A 21,731-nucleotide genomic window follows, 5' to 3' on the forward strand; every position below is an offset into this window, starting at 1 on the left:
TGCCGGGGCCCACCCGGTGGGCAGACTTTCGGACAACCGGAAACGCGCCACCGCGCCTGGATGTCGCACAGTGACACAATGCCCGCTTTCACGGCGCGACACCCGGTGACGTTGCATCAGGACGATAACAAGACGGATTCGGTCACCCGGCGTTCGGGGCGGCCTCCTCCGCGGCCCCGGCGGGGGCCTCCCCGGCCTCGGGCAGGCCCAGGTGGGCGCGGGCCGCGGCCGGGCCGTCGGCGAGCAGCACCGCGAAGCCCGCGTCGTCCAGGACGGGCAGGCCGAGCTGAACGGCCTTGTCGAACTTGGACCCGGGGTTGTCACCGGCGACGACAAAATCGGTCTTCTTCGACACCGAGCCGGTCACCTTCGCACCACGCGAGGTCAGCGCCTCCTTGGCGCCGTCCCGGGTGTGCCCGGCCAGGGTGCCGGTGACCACCACCGTCAGCCCCTCCAGCGGGCGCTCCGCCTCCTCCTCGTCCGCGAACTCCTCGGTGAAGCGGACGCCGGCGGCACGCCACTTCTCCAGGATCTCCCGGTGCCAGTCCTCCTGGAACCACTCGACCACCGAACGGGCGATGATCGGCCCGACGCCCTCGACCGCGGCCAGCTCCTCCTCGGTGGCCGAGAAGATCCGGTCCAGGTCGCGGAACTCGCGGGCCAGCTCCTGGGCCGCGACCGGGCCCACGTGCCGGATCGAGAGGCCGTTGAGGAACCGCCAGAGCGGACGGTCCTTCACCCGCTCCAGGTTCTCCAGCAGGATCCCGGCCGTCTTCTTGGGCTCGCCCTTCTGGTTGGCGAAGAAGGTGGCCCGCTTCTCCTCGCCGGTGCGGTCGTCCAGCTTGGGCATGCCCGTCTTCTGGTCCCGCACCAGCACCTGGATCGGCAGCAGTTGCTCCATCGACAGCCCGAAGATGTCGCCCTCGTCCTTCACCGGCGCCTCGGCCGGCTCCAGCGGCTGGGTCAGCGCGGTGGCCGCGACGTAGCCGAGGCCCTCGACGTCCAGCGAGGAGCGCCCGCCCAGGAAGGCGATCCGCTCGCGGATCTGGGCCGGGCAGAACTGGGCGTTGGGGCAGCGCAGGTCGATGTCCCCCTCGGCCATCGGGCGCAGCTCGGCCCCGCACTCGTGGCAGTGCGAGGGCATCACGAACTCCCGCTCGGTGCCGTCCCGCAGGCTCTCCACCGGGCCGAGGATCTCCGGGATGACGTCACCGGCCTTGCGCAGCACGATCGTGTCGCCCAGCAGCACGCCCTTGGCCTTCACCACCTCCTGGTTGTGCAGCGTCGCGTACTGCACCATCGAGCCGGCCACCTTCACCGGCTCGGCCAGCACCGCGTACGGGGTGGCCCGGCCCGTCCGGCCGATGCCGACCTTGATCTCGGCCAGCCTGCCGGTGACCTCCTCCGGCGGGTACTTCCAGGCGATCGCCCAGCGCGGGGACTTGGAGGTGGCGCCGAGCCGGCCCTGCAGGGCGATCTCGTCCACCTTGACCACGACGCCGTCGATCTCGTGCTCGACGGAGTGCCGCTGCTCGCCGAAGTGCCGGATGAAGGCCCGCACCTCGTCGAGCGTCCCGACGACCCTGTTGTGCCGGGCCGTGGGCAGGCCCCAGTCGTGCAGCAACCGGTAGGCGTGCGACTGGTCGTCGATCTCGAAGCCCACCCGGGCGCCGATGCCGTGCACCACCATGTGCAGCGGGCGGGAGGCGGTGACCAGCGGGTCCTTCTGGCGCAGCGAGCCGGCGGCGGCGTTGCGCGGGTTCATGAACAGCCGGATCAGGGCCCGGGGCCGCTTGCCCTCCCGGGCGCGCTCCTCGTTCTCCAGGCGCCGGCGCTCGTTCTCCGCCACGAAGGAGGCGTTCAGCGCCTCGAAGGCCTCGGTCGGGAAGTAGACCTCGCCGCGGATCTCCACCAGCTCGGGGACGTTCTCGCCCTTCAGCTGCTGCGGGATCTCCTTGATGGTCCGGACGTTCGCGGTGATGTCCTCGCCCACCCGGCCGTCGCCGCGGGTCGCCGCCTGCACCAACTGGCCGTTCTCATAGGTGAGGTTGACGGCCAGGCCGTCCACCTTGAGCTCGCACAGGTAGTGGTAGTCGATGCCGTGCAGCTCGGTGGCGACGCGCTCGGCCCAGGCCGCGAGCTCCTCGTCGTCCATCGCGTTGTCGAGGCTGAGGAGGCGCTCGCGGTGCTCGACCGCGGCGAACAGCCCGGTGGGCGCGCCGCCGACCCGCTGCGTCGGGGACTCCGGGGTGACCAGGGCCGGGTGCTCGGCCTCCAGCGCCTCCAGCTCGCGCATCAGGACGTCGAACTCGGAGTCGCTGACGACCGGGGCGTCCTGCTCGTAGTAGCGGACCCGGTGGTCGGTGATCTCCTGCGCCAGCTCGGCGTGCCGGCGGCGCACCTCCGCCGCGACGTCCTCCCAGCCCTCGACAGCCTCCACCGCAAGCCCTCCTACGATCTCATTCCGGGTTGTCCACCAGGCTCTGCGCCGCCCGCACGCTCTGCGACAGCGCCCTGCGCGCGTACGCCGGGGAGGCCCCGGCCAGCCCGCAGGTCGGCGTCACCAGCACGCGGCGGCCCAGGAGCTCCGGAGCGAACCCGAGCCTGCGCCACAAGGTCCTGACACCCTGGACACTACCGGCCGGGTCGGACACTCCCTGGTCAGTGGAGGGGACGACACCGGCGAGGAAGGTCGTACCCGCCTCCACGGCCTCGCCCAGGTCGTCGTCCGAGCGCTCGGTGAGGAGGGAGAAGTCCAGCGAGATCCCGGCCACTCCGGCGCGGCGCAGCAGCGGGATCGGGACGTCGGGCGCGCAGCTGTGCACGACGACCGGTGCGTCCAGGGCGCGGACCACCTCGCGCAGCACCTCCTCGGCGACCTGCCGGTCCACCGAGCGCAGCCGCTGGAACCCGCTGGCCGTCCTCACCGAACCGGCCAGCACGGCCGGCAGCGACGGCTCGTCGAGCTGGAGGACGACCTCGGCGCCCGGGATCCGCTTGCGGACGTCGGCCAGGTGGCGGCGCAGGCCCTCGGTCAGCGATCCGGCGACGTCCCGGCAGGCGCCGTGGTCGGAGAGCGCCTTCTCGCCGTGCTTCAGCTCGATGCTCGCCGCCAGCGTCCACGGGCCGACGGCCTGCACCTTGAGCGCGCCCCGGTAGCCCTGGGTGAACTCCTCCAGGGCGTCCAGGTCCTCGCCCAGCCAGGAGTGGGCCCGCCGGGTGTCCCGGCCGGGGCGGTCGGTGAACCGCCAGCCGCTGGGCTCGGTCTGCGCGAACAGCTCGACCAGGAAGCCGGCGCCGCGGCCGATCATGTCGGCGCCCGGGCCGCGCGCCGGCAGCTCGGGCAGGAACGGCAGGTGCTCCAGCGCCCCGGTGGAGGTCTTGGCGGCCTCCCGGGCGTCGGTGCCGGGCAGCGAACCGACGCCGGTGGCGGCGCCGCGCAGGTCGGGGAAGGGGTGTGGAGTGCTCACCCGTCCGAGCCTAGTGCGCGGCGCCGGCCCCGCGGTCAGCGCCCGGGGCGGACGGTGATGTCGGTGATCTCCGCGTCCCGGGAGGCGTCCAGGGCGGCCAGCACCGCCCTGGCGACGGACTCCGGCTCGATCCATCGGCCGGCGTCGTACTCCCGGCCCTCCTGCTGGTGCACCTTCACCTGCATCGCGGTCGCGGTGCGGCCCGGGTAGACGGAGGTGACCCGGACACCGCCCGCGTGCTCCTCCTGGCGCAGCGCGTCGGCCAGCGCCTTCAGGCCGTGCTTGCTCGCCGCGTACGCGGACCACTCCGCGTGGGCGTTCAGGCCGGCGCCGGAGTTGACGAAGACGACGTGGCCCTTGGCCAGCCGGAGCGAGGGCAGCAGCAGCCTGGTCAGCTCGGCGGGGGCGACCAGGTTGACGTTCAGCGTCTCCTGCCAGGCCTTCACCGGCAGGTCCCCCACCGTGCCCAGCTCGACGACGCCCGCCACGTGCAGCAGCGAGTCCAGCTCGCCGGGCAGCGCCTGGTGGCCGAAGGCCCAGGACAGCTTCGCCGGGTCGCCGAGGTCGCCGACCAGGGTCCGCGCCCCGGGGAAGCGCTCCCGCAGCTCGGCGGCCCGCCGTGCGTCACGGGCCAGCAGCCAGAGGTCGTCCCCGCGCTCGGCGAGCTTCCCGGCCAGGACGGCGCCGATGCCGGAGCCGGCGCCGGTGATCAGATGTGCAGCCATGGCCCGATCCTCTCAGGCCTTGAGCTGCTCGAAGACCTGGGCCGGGGTGTCGGCGAAGCCGATCAGCTCGGCGAGCGGCCGGGGCAGGAATCCCTCGGCGTCCATCCGCTCCAGCTGGGTCCGCAGACCCGTGTAGAAGCCCTCGGTGTCCAGGACGACCACCGGCTTCTCGAACATGCCGTGCTTCTTGAGCTCCAGCACCTCGGTGACCTCGTCCAGCGTGCCCAGCCCGCCCACCAGGACGACGATCGCGTCCGCCCGCGCGGCCAGCTCCGCCTTCCGCGCGGCGAGGTCGGCGGTCATCACCAGCTCGTCCGCACCGACGTAGCCCTTGTGCTTCAGCATCTCGACCATCACGCCGACCAGCCGGCCGCCGGCCGCCTTCACCTCGTCGGCGAGCAGCCCCATCAGCCCGGCGTTCGACCCTCCCCAGACCAGGGTGTGCCCGCCCTCCCCCAGGAGCCGGGCGAACTCGGCGGCGGGGGCCGAGTAGCGGTCGTCGAGCGAGTACGCGGAGCAGAAGACAGTGATGTTCATAGTGCTCCCTGGTCTATCACGGCCCGCGGCCGGGGCTCACCGGCATTACCCGCCGACGGCGGCCCACCGCCCTGCCGGTCGGCGCGACCGCCGGTGCACCGCCGCTGGCACGGCGAGGTGCGCTGGCGGCCGCGGCCGGAGGTCAGTCCTCGTGCGCGACGCGGGTGAACGCCCGGCGGTAGGTGCGGGGCGGGACTCCGCGGCGGCGGACGAACTGCTCGCGCAGGACGGCCGCGCTGCCGTAGCCGACCCGGCGGGCGACCTCCTCGACCGGCAGGGCCGTCGTCTCCAGGAGTTCCTCGGCGGCGCCCAGCCGCAGCTCCCGCAGCCAGGCGTGCGGGGTGGTGCCGGTGGCCGCGGTGAAACGGCGGGCGAAGGAACGCTTGCTCATCATCGCCCGCCGGGCCAACTCCGCCACCGGCAGCGGCTCGTGGAGGTGCTCCCGGGCCCAGGCCAGCACCCCGGCCAGGCGTTCGTCCTCGCCGTCCTCCGGGACGGGGGCCGCCAGGTACTGGGCCTGCCCGCCGTCCCGGTGCGAGGGCAGCACCATGTCGCGGGCGATGCGGTTGGCCAGGGCCGTGCCGTGCTCGCGCCGGATCAGGTGCAGGCACAGGTCGAAGCCCGCGGCGGCGCCCGCCCCCGTGGTGATCCGCCCCTCGTCGAGGTAGAGGGCGTCCGGTGCGACGGTGACGGCCGGGTACGTGCGGGCCAGCAGGTCGGCGAACCGCCAGTGCGTGGTGGCCCGGCGGCCGTCGAGCAGCCCGGCCGCGGCCAGCGCGAAGGCGCCGACGCAGTGGGCGGCCACCAGCGCACCGCGCTCGTGCGCGGCCGCCAGCGCTTCGAGCACGGCGGGCGGGGGCGGCGTCCGGAACTCCGCCCCGGGCAGGACGAGCACCAGGTCTGCGGCGGCCAGCCGGTCCAGGCCGTGCTCGACCGCGATCGGCACGCCGAGGTCGGTCGGCACGCTGCCCGCCCGGTCCGCGCACAGGGCGAAGTCGAAGCCCGGCGCCTGCTGCCCGTGCGGGCCGAACACCTCGGCGACGATGCCGACGGCCAGCATGCCGACACCGGGCGGGACGTACGCGGCGACGGTGGTGAAGGGAGCCATCCGTGGATGCTGGCACATTTCCTGCGATCAACGGCATCCGTGCCACTCGTCGGGGGTCGCCGGGCCGGACAGGATCGGGGCATGAACGACGCACCCCTCGGCCGCAGCGCCGAGTACCAGGTCCTGACCACCGGTTACGTCGGCTCCACCGGCCCCGGGGTCGCCGCCACCGTCTCCTACGTCACGGACGCCGGACGGCACGTGATCTTCGACCCGGGCATGGTCGCGAGCCACGACGACATCCTCGGCCCGCTCGCCGCACTCGGCCTCGGCCCCGGCGACATCACCGACGTCGTGCTCAGCCACCACCACCCCGACAACACCATGAACGTCGGCCTCTTCGGCAAAGCCCGGGTGCATGACCACAAGGTCGAGTACCAGGGCCACCACTGGACCAACCGGGACGCCGAGGGCTACGAACTCACCCCGTCCCTGCGGCTCATCCGCACTCCGGGCCACAGCCACGAGGACATCACCCTGCTGGCCGGTACGGAGGCGGGTGTGGTCGCCTTCGCCGGCGACCTGTGGTGGCACCAGCACGGCCCCGCCGACGACCCGGTCGCCCCCGACCGCGAGACGCTGCGCGCCTCCCGCCGCCGGGTCCTGGCCGCGGCCGACGTCATCGTCCCCGGCCACGGCGCCCCGTTCACCCCCGGCGACAACCCCCCGCTCTAGCCGTGCCGGGCCCGGCGAAGACCCCGGCCGCCAGGTCACAGCAGCTGCCGACCGTCGTGGTTGCGGATGACCGGCGCCGGATCGTCCCGCAGCGCATCCAACAGCCGCACGGCATAGACCTCCGCCATACGGTCGGAGACCTCGGCCGGCGTGAGCCAGCCGACTTCGAGCGTCTCTTCTGAGAGCTGCTCGATCCCGCTTTCCGGTCGGCAGCGGAAGACCAGGGCGACGATTCCGCGTCTCACGTTCTTGTAGACGCCAGTCAGCCGTTCCACGCGAACCTTGAGTCCGGTCTCCTCGTAGACTTCCCGGCACAGGCCGTCCTCGACGGTCTCCGTCAGCTCCAACACCCCGCCCGGCGGCTCCCAGGTCCCGTTGTCAGCCCGGCGGATCGCCAGCACCCGACCATCCTCACGCACCACCGCCCCGGCGACGGACACCGAGTGGAGCGGCGTTGACTGGGCCTTCCCGGCGCTGTTACTCATGTGCAGGAGAATAGGAGCCCTGAAGGACTATGGCGAGTGATGACCTGGCCTCGTCGGCCACAGCGAAGTACCTGCAGATCGCGGCCGACCTCGCCGCACAGATCAAATCGGGCTCCCTCGCGCCCGGTGCAACCGTGCCAAGCGAGGCCGAACTCATGCAACGGTACGGCGTCGCATCCGGGACGGTTCGCAAAGCCATCGCCGAACTCCGAACGGCTCAGCTCGTCGAGACGCATCACGGTCGAGGTTCATTCGTACGCTCCCGCCCACCAGTTCAACGGAAGTCTGCGGACCGATTCCGCCGTGCCCACCGCACGGCCGGCAAAGCTGCTTACCTTGCGGAAGCGGAGACGTCCGGCGGCGTCCCGTCTGTCATCGTCCTGTTCGTCGGCCCCACGGCAGCACCTCCGGAGATCGCCGTTCGCCTGGGCCTGCCCAGCGGCACCCAGGTGCTCGCCCGTAAGCGCCGATACTTCCGCGACGGCATCCCTACCGAGGAGGCCACGTCGTATCTGCCGTGGGACGTGGTCAAGGACATTCCTGAAGTCTTTGCCGAGAACCCTGGCGGCGGCGGTATCTATGCCCGCCTCGAAGAGCACGGCCACTCCCTCGCCGAGTTCACCGAGTCCGTGCAGGCCAGGCTCGCAACCAAGCCTGAGACCAAAGCACTTGCACTGAGCCCGGGCGCACCAGTGCTCCACCTCATCCGTAACGCCGTCAGCGCGGATGGCCGCGTGGTAGAGGTGTGCGACACCGTCATGGCCGCGGACCAGTTCGTTCTCGACTACCGCTTTCCCGCACATGACTGACGCGTGATCACCTGACGCCGGCCCGCTGCGAGCACACTCTCGCAGCGGGTTGACTCATGTACAGGAGTAGGGCCTACCTGCCTCTCATGTACATGAGTGCATGGCAATACCTCATCTAGAGGAGATGGCCGTGTTCGAGGCCGACACCTTGGAGCTCCCGTGCACGACGCCTTGATGAAGACTCACACGACTTCCGGCGCCGGGCTGGTGCCGGTGCCGACGGCGGCCGAATTGTCTCTGCCCTACCTGCCCGAATCGGTCGGCGCCGCACGGCGGTTCGTCTGCGGGAAGCTGCGGGAGTGGCGACTGGACGAACTGGTGGACGACGCCTCGCTGATCGTCGGCGAGTTAGTCACCAACTCCGTGAAGACCGGGTGTCAGACGCGTCTTGTCGTCGCCGCTCGTCGGCCGAGTGACCGGGTCGTCCGCATCCTGGTCGGGGACGGGTCCCGGGTGATGCCCGTGATGATCCGGGCCGGGACGGCCGCGACCTCCGGTCGGGGGCTCGCCATGGTCCACCGGCTCACGCACGGCCGCTGGGGCGTCACGCTCCTGCCGTTCGGAAAGGTCGTCCACGCCGACCTCCCGGCGCCCACGACGACTCGCCGGTGAACCAGCACCCCGAACCCGAGCGCGATCCGCGACCGGCACCCGACCCCGCCCGGGTCTGGGCCGCTGTCGGGGTGTCCGCTGCCGCCGGGCTGCACGTCCTCGTCGCGGCTCTGGTGCTGATCAAGCGCGCCCACTGAACCCCCGCTCGCGCCGCCGGTCCGACGGCGCGAGCGGGACCACCACCCGTCTCCCCTCACCTCGAAAGGAGCACCGGCATGTCCGAGCGCGACCCGAAGCCGCCCAGGCCGCAGCCGCCGAGCCCGCCCACCCCCCGGCCGCCGGACCGGTAGGGGCTCGGCGCACCACCACACAACCGCAGCGCCCACAACGAACCGATCGCAGGAGGACCCATGGGCTGGGGAACCGACAAGAGCAGCGGCGGCAAGCACGGGGGTAAGAAGGACCCCGGCACGAGCAAGCCGTCCCCCGACGGGGCGCGGCCGGCGCCCGAGCCGAAGCACAAGAAGGCGAGGCCGTCGCGGCCCCGGCCAGCGGGAGGGGCAGGGCGAGGACGAGGGCGGCCAGGGCCGCGATTCGGCGGGTTCGCTTCATGGCCTTGAGGCTAGGTTCGTGGCCCGAGCCTTCGAATCAGCCGGATGAACGCTCTCTGCCGCCCCGGTCATCCGCGGGATTCAGTGGTGTCATCCCTGCGGATGACCGCCCGGCCGCCGCCGGCCCCGCTCAGACCTCGACGGCCGGGACGGCCGGAACAGCCGGGCGCTCCGTCGCGGCGATGGTGGCGGAGCCGACGACGCGGGTGCCGTCGTAGAGCACCACGGCCTGGCCGGGGGCGATGCCGCGCACGGGGGTGTCGAGGCTGACCCGGAGTTCGCCGTCGACCACCGAGGCCGAGACCGGCACCTCCTCGCCGTGGGCGCGCAGCTGGGCGGTGTAACGCCCGTCCGCGAGCGGCTCGGTGCCGCACCAGCGGGGGCGGATGGCGGTGAGGCCGGTGACGTCGAGCCCCTCGACCGGGCCGACGGTCACGGTGTTGTTCACCGGGGAGATGTCGAGGACGTAGCGCGGCTTGCCGTCGGCGGCCGGGCGGCCGATCCGCAGGCCCTTGCGCTGACCGATGGTGAAGCCGTACGCGCCGTCGTGCTCGCCGAGCTTGGTGCCGTCGGTGTCCAGGATGTCGCCGGTGGCGGTGCCGAGGTGCTTGGCCAGGAAGCCCTGGGTGTCTCCGTCGGCGATGAAGCAGATGTCGTGGCTGTCGGGCTTCTTCGCCACCGCGAGGCCCCGGCGCTCGGCCTCGGCCCGGATCTCCTCCTTGGTGGTGTCACCGAGCGGGAAGAGCGAGTGGGCGAGCTGGTCCGCGTCCAGCACGCCGAGGACGTAGGACTGGTCCTTGGCGCCGTCGACCGCCCGGTGCAGCTCTCGGGAGCCGTCCGGCAGGTCGACGATCCGGGCGTAGTGGCCGGTGCAGACGGCGTCGAAGCCTAGGGCCACCGCCTTGTCCAGCAGCGCGGCGAACTTGATCTTCTCGTTGCAGCGCAGGCACGGGTTCGGGGTCCGCCCGGCCGCGTACTCGGCGACGAAGTCGTCGATGACGTCCTCGCGGAAGCGCTCCGCGAGGTCCCAGACGTAGAACGGGATGCCGATGACGTCGGCGGCCCGCCAGGCGTCCCGGGAGTCCTCGATGGTGCAGCAGCCGCGGGCGCCCGTCCGGAAGGACTGCGGGTTGGCGGAGAGCGCCAGGTGGACGCCGGTCACCTCGTGACCCGCTTCGACGGCGCGGGCGGCGGCGACGGCGGAGTCGACTCCGCCGGACATCGCCGCGAGCACGCGCAGGCGGCCGGTGGACGGTGTGGTCGGGGCACCCGGGAAGTCAGTCATGGTGACTACAAGAGTACGGGGCCGCCGAACATGCCCGGCCGGGAACGCCCGCCCGGGAAACGCCTACCTGCGCACCGACGCCAGCCCGGCGTTGCGCGCCCGCTGGACGACCGGCCCGATGGCCTCCGCCAGCGCCGTCACGTCCTCCCGCACCGAGGTGTGCCCGAGCGAGAAGCGCAGCGAGGCGCGGGCGAGCAGCGGGTCGACGCCCATGGCGAGCAGCACGTGGCTGGGCTGGGGCACCCCGGCCGAGCAGGCGGAGCCGGTGGAGCACTCGATGCCCTGGGCGTCGAGGAGCATCAGCAGCGCGTCGCCCTCGCAGCCGGGGAAGGAGAAGTGGGCGTTGGCGGGCAGCCTGCCGCCGGCCGACGGGTCGCCGTTGAGGACGGCGTCCGGCACGGCGGCGAGCACCTCGGCGACGAGTTCGTCGCGCAGCGCGCCGAGCGTCGCCGCGTGCTCCTCGCGGTGCTTCACGACCGAGACCGCGGCCGCGGCGAAGCCGGCCGCGCCGGGCGCGTCCAGGGTGCCGGAGCGGACGTCGCGTTCCTGGCCGCCGCCGTGCAGCAGCGGGACGGGCGAGGCGCCGCGGGAGAGCAGCAGCGCTCCGATGCCGAACGGGCCGCCGATCTTGTGCCCGGTGACGGTGAGCGCGGTGAGCCCCGACTCGGCGAAGGAGACCGGGACCTGACCGAGCGCCTGCACCGCGTCGGCGTGCATCGGGATGCCGTACTCGCTTGCGACGGCGGCGAGTTCGCGCACCGGCTGGACGGTGCCGACCTCGTTGTTCGCCCACATCACGGTGACCAGGGCGACGGACGCCGGGTCACGCTCGATCGAGGCGCGCAGCACCTCAGGGTGCACCCGGCCGTACGCGTCGACCGGCAGGTACTCGACGTCGGCGCCCTCGTGCTCGGAGAGCCAGTGCACCGCGTCCAGCACCGCGTGGTGCTCGACCGGGCTGCACAGCACCCGGGTGCGGCCCGGGTCGGCGTCGCGGCGGGCCCAGTACAGGCCCTTGACGGCCAGGTTGTCGGACTCGGTGCCGCCACCGGTGAGGACGATCTCGCTCGGGCGGGCGCCGAGCGAGTCGGCCAGCGACTCGCGGGCCTCCTCGACCACCCGGCGGGCGCGGCGGCCGGCCGCGTGCAGGGCCGAGGCGTTGCCGACCACCCCCAGGTGCGCCGTCATCGCGGCGAACGCCTCGGGCAGCATCGGCGTGGTCGCCGCATGGTCCAGGTATGGCATAACCCCCCGATTGTAGTGGGCCCGCCCGCGGGCCCGTCCCGGTGTGCGCACCTATCGGCCACCCGCGTGCGCACCGATCCGGCCACCTCCGCGCCGGCCCGGGTGGCCGCGGCCAGCGGACGGTGGCGTCCGGTCCCCGTTTGACCCGTTGTGTGCCCGAACGGTTAGCCTGACGGACACCTCCCGCGGACGGTCCGACGGACGCGTCGCGGGGCACTTCACCATCGGCGCGGAACCATCGGCGCGGACAGGAGCGGGGGCGCCATGTCGCAGTCGGTCGATCGCGCCCTGACGCTGCTCGGGTCGCTCGGCGACGGCCCGGTCACCCTGGAGCAGGCGGCGACCAGCATCGGGGTGCACAAGTCCACGGCGCTGCGGCTGCTGCGCACCCTGGAGGAGCACGGCTTCGCCCAGCGCCTGCCGGACCTGCGCTACCGGGTCGGCGGCCGGGTGCTCTCGCTGGCACACCGGGCGCTGGAGGAGATCGACGTCCGACAGGTCGCCGCGCCGTACCTGGCTGCGCTCAACGCGCGCTGCGGGGTCACCGTCCAGCTGGCCGTCCTGCAGGACGGCGAAGTGCTGTACCTGGACGAGGTGGCCGGTGACTGGGCGGCCCCCGGCGCCGGGTGGACGTCCCGGATCGGGCGCCGGGCGCCGGCCGGCGGGACGGCGATCGGCCGGGTGCTGCTGGCCGGGCTGCCGGAGGACGGCACCCCCGAGGAGGAGCTGCCGGCCGAGCTGGCGGCGGTCCGCCGGCGGGGCTGGGCGGCCGAGTCGGCCGAGCACCGGGAGCCGGTGACGTGCGTGGCCGCGCCGGTGGTGGGCAGCGGCGGCCGGACGGTCGCGGCCTGCGCGCTGAGCGCCCCCGCCAGCCGGGTGCCGCCGGCCGAGCTGGCCCGGATGGTGCCGGAGCTGCTCTGCACGGCGGAGGCGATCTCGCTCGCGTACGGCGGCTCGCCTACTCCTCGCTGGTGCGAGAACCGTTGCGGTGCCAGGCCCGCGGGGCGCGCCAGCCGTACTTCAGGGCGAGCATCCGCAGCACGAAGGCGGTGAGCGCGGCGGCCGTGCCGGTGAGGCCGGTGAGCCGGTCGGCGCCGATCAGCACCGCGACGAGGGCGGCGCCGACGAGGGCGGGGACGGCGTAGATCTCGCGGTCCCAGCGCAGCAGCGAGGGGATCTCGCCGGCCAGCACGTCGCGGATGACGCCGCCGCCGGCCGCGGTGACCATGCCGAGGGCGACGGCCGCGACGGCGCCGAGGCCGTAGTCGTGGGCCTTGGCGGTGCCGGTGACGCAGAACAGGCCGAGGCCGAGGGCGTCGAGGGTCTGGACGGCCCGGTTGATCCGCTCGACCTCGGGGTGCAGGAAGAACACCACGGACGCGGCCACCAGCGGCGTGACGAAGTAGCCGAAGTTGCTGAAGGCGGCGACCGGCGTCGCGCCGATCACCAGGTCGCGCATCACGCCGCCGCCGAGGGCCGTGACCTCGGCCAGGACACAGATGCCGAAGATGTCCATGTTCTTGCGGACGGCGAGCAGCCCTCCGGAGAGGGCGAAGACGAAGATGCCGGCGAGGTCGAGCGACTGCTGCACGTCGGAGGGGAAGATCTGCGAGGTCACGGGAACAACTATGACCTGTGCGGAACCCTCCCCTCCGCGGGCGGGTGCGGGAACGGCCGGCGGGGGGGCGGGCCCCGGCCGGTCGTTCCCCTCGCCCTGCTCGGGACCCCGCTAGTCGTTCCCCTCGCCCTGCTCGGGACCCCGCTAGTCGTTCCCCTCGCCCTGCTCGGGAACCCGCTAGTCGTTCCCCTCCCCCTGCTCGGGACCCCGCTAGTCGTTCCCCTCGCCCTGCTCGGGGAAGTGACACGCCACCTGGTGCCCGGTCTTCAGCGCGGTCAGCGGCGGTTCCTGGCTGGCGCAGACGTCCTGTGCCTTCCAGCAGCGGGTGCGGAAGCGGCAGCCGCTGGGCGGGTTGATCGGGGAGGGGACGTCGCCCGTGAGCAGGATCCGCTCGCGCCCGGCGCGCTGGCGGCGGCGCGGGTCGGGGACCGGCACCGCGGACATCAGCGCGTTGGTGTACGGGTGCATCGGGCTGCGGTAGAGCGAGTCCCGGTCGGCGATCTCCACGACCTTGCCGAGGTACATCACGGCGACCCGGTCGGAGACGTGCCGGACCACCGAGAGGTCGTGCGCGATGATCAGGTAGGTCAGGCCGAGCTCCTGCTGGAGGTCGTCCAGCAGGTTGACCACCTGGGCCTGGATGGAGACGTCGAGGGCGGAGACCGGCTCGTCCGCGACGATCATCTTCGGCTTGAGGGCGAGCGCCCGGGCGATGCCGATGCGCTGGCGCTGGCCGCCGGAGAACTCGTGCGGGTAGCGGTTGTAGTGCTCGGGGCTGAGGCCGCACAGCTCCAGCAGCTCCTGGACGGCCTTCTTGAGCCCGCCCGCGGGCACCGCGTTCTGCAGCTTGAACGGGGCGCCGACGATGGTGCCGACCGTGTGCCGCGGGTTCAGCGAGGAGTACGGGTCCTGGAAGATCATCTGGATGTCGCGGCGCAGCGGCCGCATCGCCCCGACGCTCAGGTGGGTGATGTCGGTGCCCTCGAACTCGATCTTCCCACCGGTCGGTTCGTCGAGCCGGGTGACCAGTCGGCCCATGGTCGACTTGCCGCAGCCGGACTCGCCGACGACGCCGAGCGTCTCGCCGGCGTTGACGGTGAAGTCGATGCCGTCGACGGCCCGGACCGCACCGGTCTGGCGCCGCATCAGCCCGCTGCGGATCGGGAAGTGCCGGGTCAGGCCGGTCACCCGGAGCAGCGGCTCGCGGTCGGGGGCGGGGGCCGGCGACGGGATCGGCGCCGTCTGGGTGTCCGTCATCGGTTCTCTCCAGAAAGGTGGTACGAGGCCGGGCTCACAGCCGGGGCGCGATCTCTTCGGCGAAGATGCGGTGCCGCTCGGCGGCCGGCAGGTGGCAGGCCGCGTAGTGCCCGGGCGCGGCCTCGGCCAGCACCGGGAGCTCGCTGCCGGAGCGCCCGTCGGTCAGGGCGGCGTACGGGCAGCGCGGGTGGAAGGCGCAGCCCGTCGGCACGTTGATCAGGCTGGGCGGGGTGCCCTTGACCGGGACGAGCCGGTCCTGCAGCTCCCGGTCCAGGCGCGGCATCGAGCCCAGCAGGCCCCAGGTGTAGGGGTGTTCGGGCGCGTCGAAGAGGGTTTCCGCCGGTCCGCGCTCGACGCACTTGCCGCCGTACATGACCAGGATGTCGTCGGCCAGTTCGGCGACGACCCCGAGGTCGTGGGTGATGATGATGACGGCGGAGCCGAACTCCTCCTGGAGGTCGCGGATGAGGTCCAGGATCTGCGCCTGGACGGTGACGTCCAGGGCGGTGGTGGGCTCGTCGGCGATCAGCAGCGAGGGGTCGTTGACCAGGGCCATGGCGATCATCGCGCGCTGGCGCATGCCGCCGGAGAACTGGTGCGGGTAGTCGTCGACCCGGCGGTCGGGCTGCGGGATGCCGACCCGGTCGAGCATCTCGATCGCGCGGGCCCGGGCCTGCCTCTTGCCGGCCTCGGGGTGGTGCACCCGGTAGGCCTCGACGATCTGCTGCCCCACCGTGTAGTAGGGGTGCATCGCGGTCAGCGGGTCCTGGAAGATCATCGCCAGTTCGCGGCCGCGCAGTTGGCGCACCCGGTCCGGGCCGGCCGCGATCAGGTCCTCGCCGTTGAGCAGGATCTCGCCGCTGATCCGGGCCCGCTTGGAGCGGTGCAGGCCCATGATGCCGAGCGAGGTGACGGACTTGCCGGAGCCGGACTCGCCGACGATGCCGAGGGTGCGCCCCTTGTGCAGGTCGAAGCTGACCCCGTCGACCGAGCGGACCAGGCCGTCGTCGGTGTCGAAGTGGATCCGCAGGTCGCGCACGGACAGGAACGGGTCGCCGGTCGGTGCCGACTGCGGGGCGGCGGCTGCCGTGGTCTTCTGGAGCTCGGTCACGAGAGCCTCACCCGGGGGTCGACGAGGGCGTACAGGAGGTCGACCACGAGGTTGCAGGCGACGATGAAGAAGGCGGCCAGCAGGGTGACGCCGAGGATCTTGGGCAGGTCGTTGTCGGAGATCGCCTGGACGGCGAACTGGCCGACGCCCTGGAGCGAGAAGACCTGCTCGGTGATCAGCGCGCCGCCGAGCAGCAGCCCGAGGTCCATGCCGAAGATGGTGACGATCGGGGTGAGCGCGGCGCGCAGCCCGTGCCGGGTGACGACCTTGCGCTCGGCCAGACCCTTGGCCCGGGCGGTGCGGATGTAGTCCTCGCTCATGGTCTCCAGCATTCCGGCGCGGGTGAGCCGGGCGTAGAGCGCGGAGTAGAGGAAGGCCAGCGAGATCCAGGGGAGGATCAGGTTGCGGGCCCACATCAGCGGGTTGTCGGTGAAGTCGACGTACTGCAGGTTGTCCAGGATCGGCCACTCGTAGCTGAACAGCGTGAGCAGCAGCGCGCCGGTGAAGAAGACCGGCAGCGAGACGCCCGCGAGGGCGACGCCCATGGAGAGCCGGTCGAAGATCGACCGCGGCTTGAGGGCGGAGACGACGCCGGTGGCGACGCCGGAGACCAGCCACAGCACGGCCGCACCGGTGGCGAGCGAGATGGTGACCGGGATCCGCTTGGACAGCTCGGGCCAGACCTCCAGGTGGTTCTTGAAGGAGTAGCCGAAGCAGGGGACGTGGCAGGTGGCCGGTTCCGGCCCGAACTTGTACTCGGCGCCGCTGACGAGGCCCTTGAGGAAGTTCCAGTACTGGGTGTACAGCGGCTGGTCGAGGCCGAGGTTCTGCTTGACCGCCGCGATCGCCTCCGGGGAGGGGTTCTTCCCGATGTACTGGGCGGCCAGTTGGTCGGCCGTCTCGCCGGCGATGCGCGGGAGCAGGAAGAAGATCGCGAAGGTGACGGCGCTGACGACCAGCAGCAGAATCACCGCCGCGAGGATCCTGCGGATGATGTAGGCAAACACAGTTGGGCGGCTCCGGCGGCCCGCCGCCGTCCGGGATCCTCCGGACGGCGGCGGGCGCCGCTGCCTTCACCTGCCTTCAGGGATGCGGAGCCAGGCTCTTACTTGGTGGTGCCGATGTTCAGGTAGTCGTACTCACCCGAGAACGCCGGGGTGGAGGCGATGTTGGTGGCGTTGTCCGGGCGGTACAGGAAGACCTTGAAGTAGGTCAGCGGGACGATGACCGCCTGCTCCATGACCTTCTTGTCGATGTCGCCGTAGATCTTCTCGCGGGCGTTCTTGTCCGGGTTGATCGCGGCGTCGTCGATCATCTTGTTGACGGCCGGGTCGTCCAGCTGGGACAGGTTGCTGTTGCCGGACGGCTTGATCGCGCGGCCGTCGACGACCTGCTGCAGGAAGCCGTAGCCGGTCGGCCAGTCCGCACCCCACTGCATCATCATCAGACCGATGTTGTGGTCCTGGGTGAACTGCGGGGCACCGGCGCTGTCGGTGAGGTACTTGCCCTGCGGGTACTGCTGGATCTCGGCGTTGATGCCGACCTTCTTCAGCGCGGCCTGGATCGAGGTGGCGGCGGCGACCTCGGTGGCGCGCTCGGTGCGGGCCGAGATGACGGTGTTGATGCCGTCCTTGCCGCAGGCCTTCAGGGCGTCCTTGGCCTTGGCCTCGTCACCCTTGTTGTCCTTGGTCTCGTACAGGTTGAAGTCCTGGTGGCCCGGGATGTCCGGCGGGAGCACCGTGTTGGCGATCTGGCCGCGGATCGGGCCGCCCTCGGCGGTCTGGACCGAGACCTTGTCGATCGCGAACTGGACGGCCTTGCGGCAGTCGACGTTGTCGAACGGCGCGACCTTGGAGTTGATCGCCAGGTAGACCAGACGGCCGCCGTAGGCGTTGTCGGTGCTGGCCTTCAGCTTCGGGTTCTGCAGGATCTGCGCCTGGGTCTGCGGGTCGACGCCGCCGCCCACCAGGTCGACCTGGGCGTTGCCGGCCAGCAGGTCCTTGTCGATGGTGGCCTGGTCGATGTTCATCTTGAGCTGGATCTTGTCCGGCAGCTGCTTCCGGATCGGGTCCGTGCTCTTGTCCCAGTTGGTGTTCGGGACCAGGACGGCCTGCTTGCCGTCCTCGTAGGACTCGAACTTGAAGGAGCCCGAGGACACGATGTGCTTGACGTAGTCGGCACCGGTGTCCTTGGCCTGCGGGACCGGAGCGGTCTGCGGGGCGCTCACCAGGTAGTCGAAGTCCGCGAACGGGTGCTTCAGGTGGAAGACGATGGTGGTGTCGTCCGGCGTCTCGATCGACTTCAGGTCGCCGGTCTTGTCCTTGTACGGGCCGGCGTACGGCGTGTCGTTGTCGACCAGCAGGTCGTGGAAGTACGTCGGGCCGTTGGAGTTCACGTCCGGCGCGAAGTTGGAGCGCTCGACGGCGTACTTGACGTCCTTCGAGGTGATCGGGGTGCCGTCGTCGTACTTCAGACCCTTGCGGATCTTGTACGTCCAGCTCAGGCCGTCCGCGCTGGGCGCGCCGAGCGACTCGGCGAGGTCCGGGACGAGCTTGTTGCCCTCCTCGCCGGCGGCCGGGTTGAAGGTGGTGAGCGGACGGGCGTACAGACGCGAGAAGTTGTAGATGTACGCGTAGTACGTGTTGCCCGGGTCGAGCGAGTCCGGGGTGCCCTTCATCTCGAAGGTGACCGTCCCGCCCTTCTTGTCCGAGGCGTTGACGATGTTCTTGGTGGCCGCGTTGGCTCCGCCGCCGCCGGAGGAGGAGGACGAGGAGGAGGAGTCGCCGCTCTTGGAGGAGCTGGAGCAACCGGTGACCACCAGGACCGCGGCGGCGGCCGCCGCGGTCAGGGCGACGGTACGGGACCTACGCATGGGTGAGATCAACCCCTTGAGGATGTGGAGGAGGGAGGGTCCTGACGCAACGTCAGTTGCTCTTGGGATCGAGGGCGTCGCGCAGCCCGTCGCCGAGCAGGTTGAAGGCGAGCACGGTGATGAAGATCGCCAGGCCGGGGACCACCATGTACTGGGGGTCCACCTGGTAGTACCGGATCGCGTCCTGGAGCATCCCGCCCCAGGAGGCTTGCGGGGGCTGGATGCCGACACCGAGGAAGCTCAGCCCCGCCTCGAAGAGGATGTTGGTCGGGATCAGCAGGGTCGAGTAGACCAGGATCGGACCGACCAGGTTCGGCAGCAGCTCCTTGAACAGGATGAACGGGCCGCGGGCGCCGAGGCTGCGGGCCGCGTGGACGAACTCCCGCTCGCGCAGCGAGAGCGTCTGTCCGCGCACGATCCGGCCCATGTAGGGCCAGTTGAAGAAGCCGATCACGAAGATCAGCACCAGGATGTGCAGCGGCAGGCCGTGCAGGCCGAACGCGCCGCCCTGGAGCGAGGTCGAGATCGCGATGGCGAACAGCAGCAGCGGGAAGGCGAGGAAGACGTCCATGACGCGGCTGATCAGCGTGTCCACCCAGCCGCCGTAGTAGCCGGCCATGATGCCGAGCACGGTGCCGATGGTGTTGGACAGCACGGTCGCGCCGAAGGCGACCAGCAGGGAGACCCAGGAGCCCTCGATGACGCGGGTGAGCAGGTCACGGCCCTGCAGGGGGTCGACGCCGAGCGGGTGGTCCCAGCTCATGCCGCCCCAGTCGCCGAACGGCAGACCGCCGAGGTCGGCGTCCAGGAGGTCCTGGTGGAGGGCGTCCGGGTCGAGCCCGAACAGCGACTCGATCGGCTTGGCCAGTACGGCGAGGAGGATGAGCAGGATCACCACGACGCCGCCGACGACGGCGGCCTTGTCCCGCTTGAAGCGGGTCCAGGCGATCTGACCGAGGGAGCGGCCCTCGATCTTCTTGGCCGGGCCGGCGGGGGCTGCTGCCTCCGGTTCGTTCCCGGCGGTGGTCACGGATGCGGTCATGGTCAGTTGGTCCCCTCGCCGACGGTGGCCGGCCCACGGGTGCCGGTCGCCGGCTTCGGCGGTGCGGCTGCGGACGTGCGAAAGGTGCTAGCAGGAGCGGGTGTTCGCGGCAGTGCGTCGTGCACAGGCACTGCCACCACGCGGGATGGGCTTCGCGTGGACGAGCGGGTCGGCGTACGCGCTCACCTTTGTGGGGTTCCAATGCGCGGTGCGTTGCGCAGAACTCTCTGCCATGCGACTTGGCTTACGCCAGACCTGACAACCGACAGATGCCCAACTGTGATCTGCTGGCATGCACGTCATCGATCTGCGGCATATCGCTCTTCACACGACTGCAGCAGGCATGTCAAGATGACCGGACGGCCGAATCGGAAATTCGTCCGGAAAGCATCGAAGCCGACTTGACGGACAATCAAGTCGGCTTCGCGGAAATGACGTCTGCCGGAGTCGCTGACCGTGGTCGCTCCGGCAATCAGCGCCCGGGGTAGCCCGGCCACGGCTGCTGCGGCTGCCCGTGCCAGCCCGGCCCGGGCGGCTGGGTGCCGTAGCCGTAGCCCGGCGCCTGCTGCGAGTGGTACGTCGGGGGCGGCACCGGCGGGTACGGCCCGGTCGCCGCCGGCGGCCGGCCGCCCTCGCGGTCGTAGAACGGGCGGGCGTTGGCCCGCATCCAGAGCGCCACCGGGTCGTACTCGTCCGCCATCGCCACGGTGGACACCGCCAGCCCCTCCGGGGCCACCGCGATCGCCCGCTGCATCAGCGCGCGCACCGCCTCCACCGCCGGCGGCGAACTCTCGTACAGGTCCAGACCGATCGCCAGGTACGGCTCCCCCACCGCCGGCTGCACCCAGGCCCGGCGCAGCGCGCGCACCGCGCGCACCTCACCCGCCTGGCGCTCCAGCAGCGCGAAGAACGGCTGGGCGTTCACCTGCGGCTCGCTCAGCTTCAGCGGACCGGCCGGCAGCCGGTCCAGGCCCGCCGCGATCCGGCGCAGGTCCGCCCACGGCACGCCCACCCCGCCGCCGGGCGCGTGCGGGTTCAGCCACAGGCCCCAGCGCGTCCGGTACAGCGAGGCCGCGATCTCCCGCCCGGAGATGACCTCGTGGGCCCGGGCCCAGCCGGAGGCCGCCAGCTGCTCGGGCGAGGTGACGGCCGGCGCGTAGCCGTGGCCGCTGATCTCCATGTTCCCGTACTGGGCGTCCGGGCTGCCCGGCGTGCCGTGCCAGAGCAGCATCCACACCTGCCCGTCGGCCAGCGCGTGCAGCAGCTGCTCGTACGCGTCGTAGCGCTCCGGCACGACCTCGCGCAGGGCACGCTCCAGCGCGCCCGGATCCGCCCCGGGGCGCCCGGCGGACGCCTGGCCCCAGGGCCCCGGTGCACCGCCCGCTACCGCTCCCGCACTCATGCGCCCACCTCGCCGCGCCTCTTTCCTCAACCCAGCCGGCCCGTCGGCCGTCTGCACGCACCCTATGGCGCGGCACCGGCCACCGCCACGGCGACGTGCCTACGAACGAACGCCGCTCACACCCGCGCGTAGAAAGGCAGTACCCGGGCGAGCAGCCACTCGACCACCGGATCGTCGGCGAGATCGAGCAGTACGAGGTGGACGCCCCCCGGCAGCGGTGCGGTTCCCAGGGCCCGGCCGAGCGCCTCGTTGACCGCGGCCGGGTCGGCCGGGGCCGCCGGATCCAACTGGACGCCCACGAACATCACGGTCGGCTCGCCCTCGATGCTGGCCAGCGCCCGGCGGGCGGTCAACACTCCAGGGAGGAGCGACAGTTCCGCGCGGCAGGCGGCCAGGAAGTGCTCCGGGTCCTCGCCCGGCACCGGCTCGCGCAACGCCACCCGGCCGCCGGTGGGGGCCAGGGCGTCGCCTGCGGCGTCCCAGCGGTCCTCGCGCGGACCGCGGCGCAGCTCCGCCACGCCCTGCGGCGGCACCGGGATGCCCACCGCGGCCTCCGGGTTGACGGCGATGCCGACGCCCAGCGGCAGACCGCGGGCGAACTCCCAGGCCGGTGCCACCGCGAACGCCATCCCCGGCGCCTGCTGCAGGAACACCTCCTGCGAGGAGAAGACCGGGACGTACGGGTCACCGGCCAGCTCGACGGTCGGCAGGTCCAGCGACTGCCCCTGCGGGTCGCCGCCGGCCGGCAGCGGGATCCACACCTGGCTGCGGGCCAGCACCTCGATCACCCGGGGCGTCGCGCCCGGGTCGCCCAGCGCGGCGGTCAGCACCTGCTCCAGCTCGTTGGCCGGCCACCCGCCGCCCGGCGGCGCCGCCGCCGGCCCGCCCCACCCCTGCTGCTGCTCCACCGGGTACCCCATGCGCGCC

At 72.0% G+C, this 21,731-nt stretch carries 21 protein-coding genes; 5 read left to right on the plus strand and 16 right to left on the minus strand.

From position 1 onward, the window contains the following. Nucleotides 1–142: 142 nt before the first annotated feature. The 5 genes from ligA to ACIRS1_RS29585 form a co-directional block, all read right to left on the minus strand. Nucleotides 143–2,440 carry an NAD-dependent DNA ligase LigA gene (gene ligA, locus ACIRS1_RS29565; RefSeq protein WP_402845061.1) on the minus strand — a complete coding sequence of 766 codons (2,298 nt, stop codon included), beginning with the start codon at nucleotides 2,438–2,440 and terminating at the stop codon, nucleotides 143–145. A gap of 19 nt (nucleotides 2,441–2,459) precedes the next feature. After that, a complete protein-coding gene (locus ACIRS1_RS29570) occupies nucleotides 2,460–3,470 on the minus strand; it encodes a methionine synthase (protein ID WP_360204791.1) in 1,011 nt (336 codons plus the stop codon). A 35-nt stretch (nucleotides 3,471–3,505) separates the two neighbouring features. After that, entirely contained in the window at nucleotides 3,506–4,195 is a 690-nt protein-coding gene (locus ACIRS1_RS29575; protein ID WP_360204788.1) for an SDR family oxidoreductase, read from the minus strand. A 12-nt stretch (nucleotides 4,196–4,207) separates the two neighbouring features. After that, entirely contained in the window at nucleotides 4,208–4,732 is a 525-nt protein-coding gene (locus ACIRS1_RS29580) for a TIGR00730 family Rossman fold protein (RefSeq protein WP_360204786.1), read from the minus strand. Between the two features lie 142 nt (nucleotides 4,733–4,874). Then, on the minus strand, nucleotides 4,875–5,840 hold the full coding sequence (locus ACIRS1_RS29585) for a GlxA family transcriptional regulator (RefSeq protein WP_402845064.1): 966 nt from the start codon (nucleotides 5,838–5,840) through the stop codon (nucleotides 4,875–4,877). A gap of 81 nt (nucleotides 5,841–5,921) precedes the next feature. Between ACIRS1_RS29585 and ACIRS1_RS29590 the strand changes: the two genes are divergently transcribed. Continuing rightward, nucleotides 5,922–6,515 (plus strand): MBL fold metallo-hydrolase, encoded by a 594-nt coding sequence (locus ACIRS1_RS29590; protein WP_402845066.1) that lies wholly within the window; start codon nucleotides 5,922–5,924, stop codon nucleotides 6,513–6,515. 35 nt (nucleotides 6,516–6,550) lie between these two features. On the opposite strand, the gene ACIRS1_RS29595 is transcribed toward ACIRS1_RS29590, so the two are convergent. Then, nucleotides 6,551–7,012, minus strand: coding sequence for an NUDIX hydrolase (locus ACIRS1_RS29595; protein ID WP_402845127.1), 462 nt, complete (start codon nucleotides 7,010–7,012; stop codon nucleotides 6,551–6,553). 17 nt (nucleotides 7,013–7,029) lie between these two features. Here ACIRS1_RS29595 and ACIRS1_RS29600 point away from each other — a divergent pair, with 17 nt between their 5' ends. The 3 genes from ACIRS1_RS29600 to ACIRS1_RS29610 all read left to right on the plus strand — a co-directional run bounded on the left by ACIRS1_RS29600 (nucleotide 7,030) and on the right by ACIRS1_RS29610 (nucleotide 8,558). Next, nucleotides 7,030–7,809 carry a GntR family transcriptional regulator gene (locus tag ACIRS1_RS29600; RefSeq protein ID WP_402845068.1) on the plus strand — a complete coding sequence of 260 codons (780 nt, stop codon included), beginning with the start codon at nucleotides 7,030–7,032 and terminating at the stop codon, nucleotides 7,807–7,809. Nucleotides 7,810–7,983: 174 nt separating this feature from the next. Beyond that, nucleotides 7,984–8,421 carry an ATP-binding protein gene (locus ACIRS1_RS29605; protein WP_402845070.1) on the plus strand — a complete coding sequence of 146 codons (438 nt, stop codon included), beginning with the start codon at nucleotides 7,984–7,986 and terminating at the stop codon, nucleotides 8,419–8,421. Continuing rightward, entirely contained in the window at nucleotides 8,418–8,558 is a 141-nt protein-coding gene (locus ACIRS1_RS29610; RefSeq protein ID WP_402845072.1) for a hypothetical protein, read from the plus strand. The genes ACIRS1_RS29605 and ACIRS1_RS29610 overlap by 4 nt, the downstream gene beginning before the upstream one ends. A gap of 544 nt (nucleotides 8,559–9,102) precedes the next feature. Here the strand turns inward: ACIRS1_RS29610 and mnmA are convergent. Both mnmA and ACIRS1_RS29620 read right to left on the minus strand, forming a co-directional pair. After that, the gene (gene mnmA / locus ACIRS1_RS29615) at nucleotides 9,103–10,257 is read right to left on the minus strand and encodes a tRNA 2-thiouridine(34) synthase MnmA (protein ID WP_402845074.1); all 1,155 of its coding nucleotides are present in this window, start codon (nucleotides 10,255–10,257) and stop codon (nucleotides 9,103–9,105) included. 63 nt (nucleotides 10,258–10,320) lie between these two features. Then, the gene (locus tag ACIRS1_RS29620; RefSeq protein WP_387902186.1) at nucleotides 10,321–11,502 is read right to left on the minus strand and encodes a cysteine desulfurase family protein; all 1,182 of its coding nucleotides are present in this window, start codon (nucleotides 11,500–11,502) and stop codon (nucleotides 10,321–10,323) included. 264 nt (nucleotides 11,503–11,766) lie between these two features. On the opposite strand from ACIRS1_RS29620, the gene ACIRS1_RS29625 reads away from it, so the two are divergent. After that, nucleotides 11,767–12,555, plus strand: a complete 789-nt coding sequence (locus ACIRS1_RS29625) for an IclR family transcriptional regulator (RefSeq protein WP_402845076.1) — start codon at nucleotides 11,767–11,769, stop codon at nucleotides 12,553–12,555. Here the strand turns inward: ACIRS1_RS29625 and ACIRS1_RS29630 are convergent. The 8 genes from ACIRS1_RS29630 to ACIRS1_RS29665 form a co-directional block, all read right to left on the minus strand. Beyond that, on the minus strand, nucleotides 12,461–13,120 hold the full coding sequence (locus tag ACIRS1_RS29630) for a trimeric intracellular cation channel family protein (protein ID WP_360204775.1): 660 nt from the start codon (nucleotides 13,118–13,120) through the stop codon (nucleotides 12,461–12,463). The genes ACIRS1_RS29625 and ACIRS1_RS29630 overlap by 95 nt on opposite strands. A 210-nt stretch (nucleotides 13,121–13,330) precedes the next feature. Further along, the gene (locus ACIRS1_RS29635; RefSeq protein ID WP_360204772.1) at nucleotides 13,331–14,377 is read right to left on the minus strand and encodes a dipeptide ABC transporter ATP-binding protein; all 1,047 of its coding nucleotides are present in this window, start codon (nucleotides 14,375–14,377) and stop codon (nucleotides 13,331–13,333) included. Nucleotides 14,378–14,411: 34 nt separating this feature from the next. Continuing rightward, nucleotides 14,412–15,488 (minus strand): ABC transporter ATP-binding protein, encoded by a 1,077-nt coding sequence (locus tag ACIRS1_RS29640; RefSeq protein WP_402845077.1) that lies wholly within the window; start codon nucleotides 15,486–15,488, stop codon nucleotides 14,412–14,414. Next, entirely contained in the window at nucleotides 15,485–16,495 is a 1,011-nt protein-coding gene (locus ACIRS1_RS29645) for an ABC transporter permease (RefSeq protein ID WP_360204770.1), read from the minus strand. Before ACIRS1_RS29645 ends, ACIRS1_RS29640 begins: the two co-directional genes overlap by 4 nt. Nucleotides 16,496–16,593: 98 nt before the next feature. After that, nucleotides 16,594–18,360 (minus strand): ABC transporter substrate-binding protein, encoded by a 1,767-nt coding sequence (locus tag ACIRS1_RS29650; protein WP_360204767.1) that lies wholly within the window; start codon nucleotides 18,358–18,360, stop codon nucleotides 16,594–16,596. A gap of 52 nt (nucleotides 18,361–18,412) precedes the next feature. Further along, nucleotides 18,413–19,402, minus strand: a complete 990-nt coding sequence (locus ACIRS1_RS29655) for an ABC transporter permease (protein ID WP_360204765.1) — start codon at nucleotides 19,400–19,402, stop codon at nucleotides 18,413–18,415. A 472-nt stretch (nucleotides 19,403–19,874) separates the two neighbouring features. Then, complete coding sequence (locus ACIRS1_RS29660; RefSeq protein WP_402845080.1) at nucleotides 19,875–20,804, minus strand: enhanced serine sensitivity protein SseB C-terminal domain-containing protein; 930 nt, start codon at nucleotides 20,802–20,804, stop codon at nucleotides 19,875–19,877. 116 nt (nucleotides 20,805–20,920) lie between these two features. Then, nucleotides 20,921–21,724, minus strand: a complete 804-nt coding sequence (locus ACIRS1_RS29665; protein WP_402845082.1) for an enhanced serine sensitivity protein SseB C-terminal domain-containing protein — start codon at nucleotides 21,722–21,724, stop codon at nucleotides 20,921–20,923. Nucleotides 21,725–21,731 lie beyond the last annotated feature (7 nt).

Source organism: Kitasatospora sp. NPDC101176, assembly GCF_044768035.1.
Taxonomy (GTDB): domain Bacteria; phylum Actinomycetota; class Actinomycetes; order Streptomycetales; family Streptomycetaceae; genus Kitasatospora.